Below are 11,182 nucleotides of genomic sequence, written 5' to 3'. Positions count from 1 at the left end.
GGCTTGGCGTTCCCCCACCGCCCCACCCGCGCATTGCCCCCCGGGGGGGGGGCCCGGGGCCCCCCCCGGGCCGGGGGGGGGGGGGCGCCCCCCGGGGGGCCCCCCCCCCACCGCTCCGCCTACAGCGTGTGCGGCAGGCGCACGTAGACCACGGTCGTCTCCACCCCGCTGTCCACCAGCCGGCCCTGCGCGTCGAAGGCGCCGGTGCCGTCGGTCATCCCGAAGTCGTTGTCGTTGATCAGGGCGAGCGTGTCGTGGTCCACGCGCGCGACGCCCTCGATCTTCCCGGGCACGCCGGCCACCGTGCCCAGGTCCACCACAAGTCGCTTGCGCAGTACCGGGACGCCCGCGGGCGCCGGGTCGTCGAGCTGCTCCAGCGAGGGCGACGTCGTGTCGTCGTCCCAGCGGCCGCCGAGGATGTCGGCCGAGCGCTCCAGACGGACCAGCTGCAGCCGGGCCGTCCGGTCGGTGCGCTCCTCGACCAGCAGCCGGTCACCGCCCACCGCGACAACGGAGGACATCTTCAGCTCCGAGGTGTCGTCCTCGCCCGGGTCCACCACGCCCACCGGGTCGAAGCGGTAGGCGTACTCGGCCGTGACCGCCTGTTTCCGCTGCGAGAAGCGCAGCAGCCGCGTGGTGCGTGAGGCCTCGCCCGCGGCCGTGTCCGGCAGGGACAGCGGGCTCTGCAGCGCCATCACCAGGTCACCGCCGGGCAGTTGGGCGAGCCCCTCGAAGCCGCGGTTGATCTTCCGGTGCAGCAGCACGGACGGCAGGGCTTCCACCACGGGGTAGTCCGCGCCGGTCAGGTTCAGGCCCTTGGGCACGTAACGGGTGAGGACCCTGCCGCTCGCCGAGACGTGGACCAGTGACGGCCCGTACTCGTCGACGACCCAGAAACTCCCGTCCGCCGAGCGCACGATCCCTTCGGTGTCCAGCCCGTTCGGGTCGTACGACAGCGGCGTCCTCGCGTCATAGGAGTACGGCGCCTCGTCGCGGCCCCGCTGGTTCGGCAGACCGGTGACCGGGCGGCCCGACGCCGTGGTGATCGGGACGGCCTTCAGCACCCGCACGGTGTCGCCCTGCACGCGGATCTTCACGATCGCCGGGTCGAACCCCGGCACCGGGAACGTGCGGCGCTTGCTGCCGTTCACCTTGATCTGGCCGTTGGGCCCGCGGTCCGTCACCGTCCAGAACTCGCCCTTGCGGCCCGCCGGGTAGATGTCGCTCCCGATGCCGCCGAGGTCCACGCCCCGGTCGTCGTCCACCCTGCCCGGCAGCAGCGCGTTGCTGAACTCACCGAGCGGCAGGTCCCCGAGCGTCGCCGTACGGGTGACGTGGGCGTCGGCCGAGGCAGCCGACACGGCCGGATGGGCCGCGGCGAGGGCGGCCACCACGGCGAAGGGAACGCCGATCGCGAGGGAACGGTGGACACGGCGCCAGCCGGCGGCGTACGGGGACATCGGGCCTCCTGGAGACACGTTCACTGACTGCCGCCGGAGTTGGGCCCGCCCCCGAACGCCGCACGACGGCGGGGTGAACACCGGGCGTCGGCCGCTCGTCGGACCGGCCCGGGGGCGTCTGCGCCCGAAGGCGCCTTCCGGCCGTCGGCTGGATCGTGCCGAGGTGAGGGCTCCTCGCTACGCCGTCGGGATCGTGGCGAGGCGTGGGCTGTCGGCGGGCCGACTGGATCGTGGTGAGGCGGGCGCTGTGGTGGCGGCCCGGCTGGATCGTGGCGGGGCGGGGACTGGCTCCGGGCCGGCTGGATCGTGCTGAGCCGTGGGCCGATGTCAGGCCGCCGGATCATGCCGAGCCGTGAGCCTGTGCCGGGCCGTCGGATCGTGCCGCCATGAGGGCGGTGGCCGGGTCCGTGGCGGGCGGTCCGGCTGGTACCCAGTGCCCGTGTGCCCGGCGGAACGGCCACCAGCGGCCGTCCCGGCCCAGACGCACCTGAGCGTCGGTCACCGTCCAGCGGTTGCCCTCGGCCTTCAGCGGCGGGCGCTCGTCGTCCTCCCACGCGGCGTCCAGGGCGGCACGCGCGCGTGCCAGAGCCTCACCCCGCACCGTCCACTCCTCCTCCAGCGCGGACAGTCCGGCCGCCCCGCCCAGCCGCCACGCGAGAGCGGCCCGGTCCAGCGCCTGCGGTGACCTCCCCGAGGCGGCCGCCAGCCGCCGGGCCACCTCCGGACCCGGCTCACCGGCCGCAAGCCGTACGGCGTCCTCGGCGGCCGTCAGCTCCGGATCCGCCGGCGTCGGCGGGGAGCTCAGCGCCTGCGCCAGCAGCCGATGGGCGGCGTCGGCGGCCCGGGCGGCCAGGAACTCCAGCGCGGCCGGGTCGGGACCCGCCGTCTCGCTGTCCAGGGAAGGCGGCTGCCCCGGCTCCTCGGGAAGCTCGGGCGCGACAGGCAACGGCGGCAGAACGGCGCCGGCGGCGAACGCCTCCGCCGCGTCCACGCCCTCCGGCTCCCGCGCGGGCGCCGTGTCACGGGACTGGAGGGCCTCCAGTACGGCCCCCTCGGACCGGCCGCGCATCAGCAGCAGCACGAAGGGATCCTCGTCGAGCAGCCGCGCCACCTGATGGCACAGGGCCGCCGTGTGCCCGCAGTGGTCCCAGGCGCCGCACTCGCACTGCGGCTCCAGGTCACCGATCCCCGGCAGCAGGTCGACACCCGCGTGTGCCGCGTCCTCGACCAGATGCGGCGGCATCTCCCGCTCCAGCAGCGCCGCCACGTGACCCGCGCGTTCCACCGCCATCGCGAGCAGCCGGTCCCACGCGTCCTCGGCCAACTGCGCCAGCAGCACATCGGCCCGGTACCCGATGCCGTCCCGGTCCCGTACGACGGCGGTGAGCCGGCCCGGCCGGACCGACACGGCGCCGACGGCGCCCGCCCGCGCGAGCCTGCGCCCCGTCTTGACCTGCCCGGTGTCCAGGGCGGTGTCCTCCAGCGCCTTCAGCCAGGCCAGCCCCCACCAGGTGCGGGCGAAAGCCCGCCCCTGCACCGGCGGCAGCGCCGCGAAGACCCGCTCGGTCGCCTCGTCCTGCCGGTTCATCGCTCTCCTCCCCGCAGCTCGACCAGTTCGGCCAGCTCCGCGTCCGTCAGCTCGGTCAGGGCCGCCGACTCGCCCGCACCGAGGACCGCCTCGGCCAGTTCCCGCTTGCGGTCGAGCATCTGCGCGATGCGGTCCTCGATGGTCCCCTCGGCGATCAGCCGGTGCACCTGCACCGGCCGGGTCTGGCCGATGCGGTGCGCCCGGTCGGTGGCCTGCGCCTCGACGGCCGGGTTCCACCACCGGTCGACGTGGACGACATGTTCGGCCCGGGTCAGGTTCAGCCCCGTGCCGGCCGCCTTCAGCGACAGCAGGAACACCGGCACCTCACCGTCCTGGAAGCGCCGCACCATCGCCTCCCGCTGGGCGACCGGGGTCCCGCCGTGCAGGAACAGCGTCGCCACTCCACGGTCGGCCAGATGGCGTTCGACGAGCCGGGCCATGCCCACGTACTGCGTGAAGACCAGGACGCTCGCCCCCTCGGCCAGGATGGTGTCCAGCAGTTCGTCCAGCAGCTCCAGCTTCCCCGACCGCCCGGCGATCCTCGGGTTCTCCTCCTTCAGGAACTGAGCCGGGTGGTTGCAGATCTGCTTCAGGGCCGTCATCAGCTTCACGATGAGCCCCCGCCGGACCATGTCGTCCGCCCCGGAGATCCGCGCGAGGGTCTCGCGCACCACGGCCTCGTACAGGCCAGCCTGCTCCGGGGTGAGGGCGACCGCGCGGTCGGTCTCCGTCTTGGGCGGCAGCTCGGGCGCGATCCCCGGGTCCGACTTGCGCCGGCGCAGCAGAAACGGTCCCACCAGCCGGGCCAGCCGCTGGGCGGCGGCGGGGTCGCGGCCGCCTTCGACCACCTGTGCGTAGCGGGTACGGAAGGCGCCGAGGCGGCCGAGCAGACCGGGGGTGGTCCAGTCGAGGATCGCCCACAGCTCCGACAGGTTGTTCTCCACGGGGGTGCCGGTGAGCGCCACGCGTGCGTGCCCGTCAAGTGTGCGCAGGGCGCGGGCCGTGGCGGACTGGGGGTTCTTCACATGCTGGGCCTCGTCCGCGACCACCAGGCCCCAGGAAACCGCGGCCAGGCGGGCGGCGTCGTGCCGCAGGGTGCCGTAGGTGGTGAGCACGAACTCGCCTTCGCCTACGTCCTCCAGATCGCGTCGCGGCCCGTGGAAGCGGCGTACGGCGGTGCCCGGGGCGAACCGCTCGATCTCGCGCTGCCAGTTGCCCATCAGGGACGTCGGGCAGACCACCAGGGTGGGACCGGCGCTCGCCGGATCGGTCTGCCGGTGCAGGTGCAGCGCGATCAGGGTGATCGTCTTGCCGAGCCCCATGTCGTCCGCGAGGCAGCAGCCGAGGCCAAGGGAGGCGGTCCGGGCCAGCCAGGTCAGCCCGCGCCGCTGGTAGCCGCGCAGCGTGGCGGCCAGCGCGGCGGGCTGGGCGATGTCCTGTGCGGCGTCCGGATCCGTGAGCCGGTCGCGCAGTGCGGCGAGCCAGCCGGTGGCCCGGACCTCGACGCGGTGGCCGTCGACCTCGGTCGCGCCGGTCAGTGCGGCACCGAGCGCGTCGACGGCTGTGACCTTGCGCTCCTGCCGTGCTTGGGCCCGGCGCACCTCCTGAGGGTCGATCAGGACCCACTGGTCGCGCAGCCGTACCAGAGGGCGGCCGGCCTCGGCGAGCCGGTCCAGCTCGTCACGCGTGAGCTGCTGCTCGCCCAGACCGAACCACCAGGAGAACGACAGCGTCGCGTCGGCGGACAGGAACGACGGCACGCGCGTGGAGCCGTGGCCGGACGTGACCGGGTCGTCGGGCGGTCGGTGGCCGGACGTTGCCGGGTCGTCGGGCGGCCCGACGACGGCCCGGGTGGTCAGCGTGCGGGCCAGGGACCGGGGCCAGTGCACCTCCACCCCCGCCTGGGCGAGGGCGCGCGCACCCGCGCCGAGCAGGTCGGACACCTCCTCGTCGGCCAGCTCCACGGCATCCGGTACGGCCGTGGACAGCAGCGGAGCCAGCGGCGGCCAGGCACGCGTCGCGCGGCGCACTGCGACCAGGGCGTCCATCCGCGCGCGTGGACCGAACGCCTCGCCCGCGTCCTCCGGAGCCGCCCACAGGTCGGCGGCGTCGATCACGCGCGCGGGATCACGCACGCTGTGCAGCTGCGGCACGGCCCGGAAGCGCAGCGCCTCCGCGCCCAGCGCCGCCTGGTCCAGCCCCTTGTCGCTCAGCCCCTTGTCGCTCAGCGCCTTGTCGCTCAGCCCTTTGTCGTCGTGCCCCGCGTCAGCCAGCCCCGCGTCATCCGGTCCCGCGTCGTCCAGCCCCTGGCCGGCCTGCGCCGAGGTGGAGCGCGGCACCTCGATGCCGTCCTGTGCCGCCTCGGTGAGCCCCGGCACCTCGACGCGCAGGGACAGCCGGAGCCCCGCGTCGTGGCCGGCGGCGAGGTCGGCCGCCCAGGCGCGCAGTTCGGGCATGTGCTGTGGCTCGTACACGGCGAAGGCAGGGCCGTCGGTCACCGAGGCAGCGGCAGGCGAGCGGGGCAGCGTGTCGGCGACCGCGTCCAGGAAGGCCCGCAGAAGCCCTTCCGGATCGGGCAGCCGCAGCGGCCGTGCGGAGCCGAGGGGGACGGCGTGGGCCTCCGGGGGCATCGAAGCGGCGAGCCGGCGGATGCCCTCGAGGTCCTGGGCGGTGTGCGGACCCGAGCGCCAGGCGTCGTGATCGGTCGCGGACAGGCCCGGCAGGAACAGGCCCCGCGCCGCGAAGTGCAGGGCAAGGACGGCGGCCGAGCCCCAGAAGGCGGCCGCGCGATGTCCGTGCCCGGCGGCACGCGCGTGGGCGAGGACCGGCAGCGCGGCGCGCACCGGCAGCAGCAGGGCGGGTACGGTCACCGGCTCCACGCCGTGCTCGCCGGGCAGCGCGACGGTCAGGTCCGTGACGGAGACCGACGCCGGGGGCGGGGGTGCGGTACGGTCCGGCCGCCAGAAGGCGACGGCGCCGGTACGGGGCGGGTCTCCGGGCACGAACACGGCGCTGCACCGGGCCAGTTCGGTGGGGTCGGGCGAGGGCGCCGGCGGGGCGGCCGAGGGAAGACGCAGCACGACGGAAGCGCACTCCTCAAATTTGACTACTGGGCGGAGTCGCCGAGGGTACAGCACGGCCACGACGGACCGTGGCCCGATCCATGTGAGCCGGGTCACCATGAATACGGTGGCCGGCCGGCCGCCGACCCGTAGGGGATGCCTCTCAGGGCTTTGTCAGGGTCGGTGGCCGGAACTGCGGGAGACGCCGGGCCGTTTCCACCACAGACAGCGGCAGCGGCCGCGAAGGAGGCGACGCACATGTCGAAGAACGCGAAGATCGCCGCAGGGGGTGTGGCGGTCGGATTGCTCTTGCTGATCTGGCTGCCCTGGTGGGCGGCGCTGCTGATAGTCCTCGGCGTCCCGACCGCCGCCTACCTGACCCTCGACCCCTCCCAGCGGCGCAGGCTGCGCCGGGTCACGCGCAAGGAGCTGGGCCGCTGAGGTTCTATCGGGCCGCGGCGTCCGCACCGCCCAGCGCACAGGAGCCGACCACGTCACCGCTCGCGGGCTTCGTCACCGTGTGATCCGCGGGCGGTGCGGCACCCCGATCCACCCAGGAGACCAACGCGTCGAAGGCCGAGCGATAGCAGGGCAGGATCGGCCGCAGGCGGTCGGGATAGCTGTCGTAGAGCCCGTCGACGTGCGTACCGCCCGCGATCGTGTAGTACCGGTGCAGCGCGCCGCGTCCGCTTCCGTCCACCATCCGCGCGTACACGTCCGAGTCGGCGGCCTTGGGCAGCAGCGCGTCCAGGTCGCCGTGCAGCGTTATCAGCGGCCTGCCGATACGGCCGGTCAGCGCGACGCGGGCCACCGCGCGATGTACGGCGGCCGGACGCGAGGCGTAGTCGTACGTGGCGTCCGAGGCGCACGGTGCGAGGATCTGCTCCGCGGTGGTCCCGGCCGACGGACCGGGGCAGCCGGGGTCGTAGGCGGGGTCGAACTCCGCGCGGTAGATCTTCTGGGTCACGCCCCAGTAGGCCTTCTCGTGAAACGGCCACAGGAACTCCGAGCCCCGCGCGAAGCCCGCCGCGTACAGGTCCTCGTCCCGTGCCGCGCCCAGCGTCCGGGCCACGCCCGCCGGCAGGGAGGTGAGCAGACTGGGGCCGCGTGTGGTCCACAGCGCGCCCTCCCAGTCCACGCCTCCGTCGTACAACTCGGGATGGTTCTCCAACTGCCAGCGCGTGAGATAGCCGCCGTTGGAGATGCCCGTGACGTAGATGCGCCGGGGCGCGTGGCCGTATCGCTGGGCGACCACCCGGCGGGCGGCGCGGGCGAGCTGCGTGGTCCGTGTGTTCCACTCGGCGACCGCGTCGCCGGGCCGGGTACCGTCGCGGTAGAAGTCGGCCCCGTCGTTGCCCTTGTCGGTGGCGGCGTAGGCGTACCCGAGGGCGAGGACCTGGTCGGAGATCGCCTTGTCGGTCGCGTACTGCTTGCGTGTGCCCGGCGCGCCCGTGACCACCAGGCCGCCGTTCCATCTGTCCGGCAGCCGGATCACGAACTGCGCGTCGTGCCGCCAGCCGTGCGTGGTGTTGAAGTGGGACGAGTCCGGGAAGTAACCGTCGATCTGCGCCCCGGGCACCCCGGACGGCGTCCGGGTGGCCGCGGCCGTGAGCCCGGCCTGGTCGGCGGTGTCGGTGTAGGGGGTGCCGGCGAGCGCCGTGGTGGTGAGGTCGGGCAGACAGGCGGCGCGCTGGAGTTCGGCGCCCGGCACCTGGACCGCCTCCAGCCTCGCGCAGTGCCCGGGTGGCTGCGCGTGTGCGGCGGGCAGGGGGCCGGTGACGGTGGCCGCCAGCAGAGCGGCGACGAGTGGCATTCCTCGGGACAGACGCATCACGGCCTCCTGGACAGCGGGGGACAGCGGGACAGCGCGGGCGCAACAGCTGTCGGGCCGGCCCGCGGCTGCCCCATCGTGGTGGTCCTGTGACCCATCAGCCATGGTGTGGCACCCCAGGGAAAGGGCCCGCATCATGGGGCGGCCCACCATGCTGGGGGAGGGTTGCCGCAGGAGGCGCCCCACCATGCTCGGAAGCCGCTGGGCCACCGCGGTGTCCCGACGGGCGTCAAGAGCCCCGCGGCCACCGTTCCTGCCGTGCGAACGCCGTCAGAGAGGACGCACGGCCACCTTGTCGAGGGCCTCCAGCAGACCCGGCAATTCCGGCCCTCGGCCCACCGGTACGACCTCGCCCGGCCGCTCGTCGAGCAGCACGAACGCGATGTCGTCGGTCCGGGCCACCAGCGACCACCCCGGCCCGTCGGCGCGCAGGGTCCGCGCGTCACCCGGGGCGAACGACGACCTCACCCTGCCGAGCGGCGGCGGAGTGTCGACGTAGGCGCGGACCTCGTCCAGCACACGGCGGACGCCACTGGGCGAGGAGCCGTCCCCGGGCGCCTCCATCGCGGACTGCGCGTCCGGCTGCTCTTTCCCGTCGCCTTCGGTCCGCAAAGGGCCGACGGAGCCCGCGCCCCTCGATTCCTCTCCGTCCGCCCTGTCCCGCGCCGTGCCGGCCGGCTCCGCGGGGTCCTCGCCGCCGTCGGCGGGCCGGGCGAAGCTGCCCTCGTCGACCTGGTCCCGCCACGCCGCCCACTGCAGGGCCACCTCGTCCGCACCGAGCCGGCGCTGTGCGGGACCCCAGAAGGACGTGTCCGGCGGGGTGAGCACCGGTCCGTCGCCGTCCTCCCGCTCGGGATCGTGCGGCTCGGGAAGGCCGGGGGCGGCGACGGCGACGTACAGCGGCCAGCCGGGGAGCGCGGTGACCACCGACCGCTCGTCCGGCGACAGCTCGTACTCCATGCCGCAGTCCCATGAGGCGATGGCGACGGCGACCAGCGACACGTCGTCCGTCACGACCGTCCAGCGCGCGCCCGCGCCGTCCTGGCCGAGCACCAGGCCGTAACCGTCGGCGAGCGGTGCGAGGCCGAGCGCGGCGCACGCCTCCGGATAGTCGTCGCCGAGCACACTCGGGAACTGCGCCGGCGTCAGCAGCACCGCCGTGAGCACATAGAGCGCGTCGTCCTCGGCGGCGACGGCGTCCTCGTCCGTCCCGGCCATCCCAGCCTCCCCATCGGTTTCGTCCAACGGCGCGCACCCTAGTGCGCCGCGGAGTCGCTTGTCACGACTCCCCACGCACCCGGAGCTGCAGTTTTCCGCCTGGACGGGGGCGAATCGACCGTCCCGGACGAGCACCCGCGGGCGCGTCAGGACGCCGGCAGCCCGAGCAGCGCCCGGGCCACCTCCCGCGGCGATTCGCCGCGCTCCCGGGCCAGCGCCACGACCGCCCGGTACGCCAGCTCGCTCACCCCGAAGGACAGTGCCTCCGGCGACACCCAGCCGGCCGCCTCGTCCACCCGCTCCTGGTCGTCCTCCGCCCTGGCCGAGACGTACACGGCGGCCGCCTCGAACAGGTTGTGCGGTCGGGCGTCGCGCCCGGTGTGCGTCCGTGTCCGCACCGAGCCGAGGAGTGTGGCACTGGCCTTGCGCACCCTGCCGAACATGGTGACGTCCTTCCCCTGGGAAAGTTTCCCGGCCGACCGGCCGACCGGCCGTTCCGCTCATGCCCTTCATCTGCTGCTGTCCAACGTAGAGTTGGAGCCTCGGCGGCAGAAGAGGGACGGTGCGGTGAAGCGCTACGAACGACTTCGGCAGATCCGGCGGATGGACCCCTACCGGGACGCCACGGAGATCGTCCGCCTGGTCTCGGCCTACGAGTTCCCCTGGGACTACACCCGCTCACTGGAACTCGCCCTCTACCGCACCTACGCCGTGCCGAGCATCGGCCGGCTCCTGGCGGAGACGGCCGAACTGACGGACCGCACGCAGAAGCGCTACGACGACACCGCGCTCCTGCTCGACGCGATCGTCGAGCACGGCTTCACCGGCACCCCGGGCCGCACGGCGATCCGCCGCATCAACCAGATGCACCGCAGCTACGACATCAGCAACGAGGACATGCGCTATGTGCTCTGCACCTTCGTCGTGATGCCGCGCCGCTGGATCGACGCCTACGGCTGGCGCAGACTGTCCCACCACGAGACCGTCGCCTTCAGCGAGCACTTCCGCACCCTCGGCCGGCACATGGGCATCAAGGAACTCCCCGCGGACTTCGAGGAGTTCGAAGCCTGCCTCGACGGCTACGAAGAGGCCCACTTCGGCTGGGACGAGGCCGCGCGCCGGGTCTCCGACGCCACGCTCGACCTGATGGCCTCCTGGTATCCACGTCCGCTCGCCCCCCTCCTGCGCACCGCCACGCTCGCCCTGCTCGACGAGCCGCTGCTGCACGCCTTCCGCTACACGCCGCCCGGCCCCGCCGCCCAGACGCTGGTGCGCCGCGCGGTACGCACCCGGGGACGCCTGGTCCGGCTGCTGCCGCCGCGGCGCGCCCCGCACTTCGCGCGCCAGAACTGGGAGATCAAGGGCTACCCCGACGGCTACCGGTTGAACGATCTGGGCACCCACCCGGTTCCCGGTCTGCGCGGCTGCCCCGTACGACACGTGGGTGACTCAGCCTCCCAGTGACGCCAGCGTCTCGCGCAGCCAGGTGAGTTCCGCCTGCGATGTGGCGCGCGCGATGGTGAGCAGACCACGCCGGAAGGGGTCCGGCAGTTCCTCGGCGCGCACCGGCCGGTCACCGTCGTAGAAGAAGCTCGCAGGCTGCTCCAGGAAGGTCAGCCGGCGCCGCAGGACGGCCGCCTGGGCGGTGGGGTCGTCGAGGTGCCGCAGGAAGGCGAGCACCGTGAACCAGTGGTTCTCGTCGGTGATGTCCTGCGGTCCCGGCTCCGCCAGGCGATGGCGCAGTTCGCGCCTGCCCTCGTCGGTCAGGGTCAGCACGTGCCGGGGCGCGGCGACCGCCCCCGGTTGCGTGGTGCGCGCCAGCAGTCCCGCCTTCTCCAGGCGCTTGATCGCCGGATACAGGGTGCTCTCGGCCACCGGGCGGACGTGCCCGGTCAGGGCCGTGATGCGCTTGCGCAGTTCATAGCCGTGCAGCGGGGCGTCGTAGAGGAATCCGAGGATGGCGAGCTCCAGCATGCCCGCATTCTCTCTCATGGACGCGGTACATCGGTAACGCAGTACTTCG

At 73.8% G+C, this 11,182-nt stretch carries 9 protein-coding genes; 2 read left to right on the top strand and 7 right to left on the bottom strand.

Annotated features, from left to right (window positions below):
• Positions 1-119: 119 nt before the first annotated feature.
• The 3 genes from ACF1GV_RS20120 to ACF1GV_RS20110 all read right to left on the bottom strand — a co-directional run bounded on the left by ACF1GV_RS20120 (position 120) and on the right by ACF1GV_RS20110 (position 6,128).
• The gene (locus ACF1GV_RS20120) at positions 120-1,460 is read right to left on the bottom strand and encodes an esterase-like activity of phytase family protein (RefSeq protein WP_391682554.1); all 1,341 of its coding nucleotides are present in this window, start codon (positions 1,458-1,460) and stop codon (positions 120-122) included.
• A gap of 340 nt (positions 1,461-1,800) precedes the next feature.
• A complete protein-coding gene (locus ACF1GV_RS20115; RefSeq protein WP_391682551.1) occupies positions 1,801-3,048 on the bottom strand; it encodes an SWF or SNF family helicase in 1,248 nt (415 codons plus the stop codon).
• Positions 3,045-6,128: an SNF2-related protein gene (locus ACF1GV_RS20110; protein ID WP_391682548.1), complete on the bottom strand. Its 3,084-nt coding sequence runs from the start codon at positions 6,126-6,128 to the stop codon at positions 3,045-3,047. The genes ACF1GV_RS20115 and ACF1GV_RS20110 overlap by 4 nt, the downstream gene beginning before the upstream one ends.
• A gap of 240 nt (positions 6,129-6,368) precedes the next feature.
• Between ACF1GV_RS20110 and ACF1GV_RS20105 the strand changes: the two genes are divergently transcribed.
• Complete coding sequence (locus ACF1GV_RS20105) at positions 6,369-6,551, top strand: hypothetical protein (RefSeq protein ID WP_030316648.1); 183 nt, start codon at positions 6,369-6,371, stop codon at positions 6,549-6,551.
• A 4-nt stretch (positions 6,552-6,555) separates the two neighbouring features.
• On the opposite strand, the gene ACF1GV_RS20100 is transcribed toward ACF1GV_RS20105, so the two are convergent.
• The 3 genes from ACF1GV_RS20100 to ACF1GV_RS20090 form a co-directional block, all read right to left on the bottom strand.
• Positions 6,556-7,941, bottom strand: coding sequence for a tannase/feruloyl esterase family alpha/beta hydrolase (locus ACF1GV_RS20100; RefSeq protein ID WP_391682545.1), 1,386 nt, complete (start codon positions 7,939-7,941; stop codon positions 6,556-6,558).
• Between the two features lie 270 nt (positions 7,942-8,211).
• The gene (locus tag ACF1GV_RS20095) at positions 8,212-9,159 is read right to left on the bottom strand and encodes a hypothetical protein (protein ID WP_391682542.1); all 948 of its coding nucleotides are present in this window, start codon (positions 9,157-9,159) and stop codon (positions 8,212-8,214) included.
• A gap of 146 nt (positions 9,160-9,305) precedes the next feature.
• A complete protein-coding gene (locus ACF1GV_RS20090; protein ID WP_391682540.1) occupies positions 9,306-9,602 on the bottom strand; it encodes a hypothetical protein in 297 nt (98 codons plus the stop codon).
• A 124-nt stretch (positions 9,603-9,726) separates the two neighbouring features.
• Between ACF1GV_RS20090 and ACF1GV_RS20085 the strand changes: the two genes are divergently transcribed.
• Positions 9,727-10,623, top strand: a complete 897-nt coding sequence (locus ACF1GV_RS20085; protein ID WP_391682538.1) for an oxygenase MpaB family protein — start codon at positions 9,727-9,729, stop codon at positions 10,621-10,623.
• Here the strand turns inward: ACF1GV_RS20085 and ACF1GV_RS20080 are convergent.
• Positions 10,609-11,133 (bottom strand): PadR family transcriptional regulator, encoded by a 525-nt coding sequence (locus tag ACF1GV_RS20080; protein WP_391682536.1) that lies wholly within the window; start codon positions 11,131-11,133, stop codon positions 10,609-10,611. The two genes, ACF1GV_RS20085 and ACF1GV_RS20080, sit on opposite strands and share 15 nt — an antisense overlap.
• Between the last annotated feature and the right edge of the window lie 49 nt (positions 11,134-11,182).

The sequence above is a fragment of the Streptomyces sp. NPDC014006 genome, assembly GCF_043088925.1.
Taxonomy (GTDB): domain Bacteria; phylum Actinomycetota; class Actinomycetes; order Streptomycetales; family Streptomycetaceae; genus Streptomyces.
This window is presented reverse-complemented; position numbering and strand designations above follow the sequence as displayed.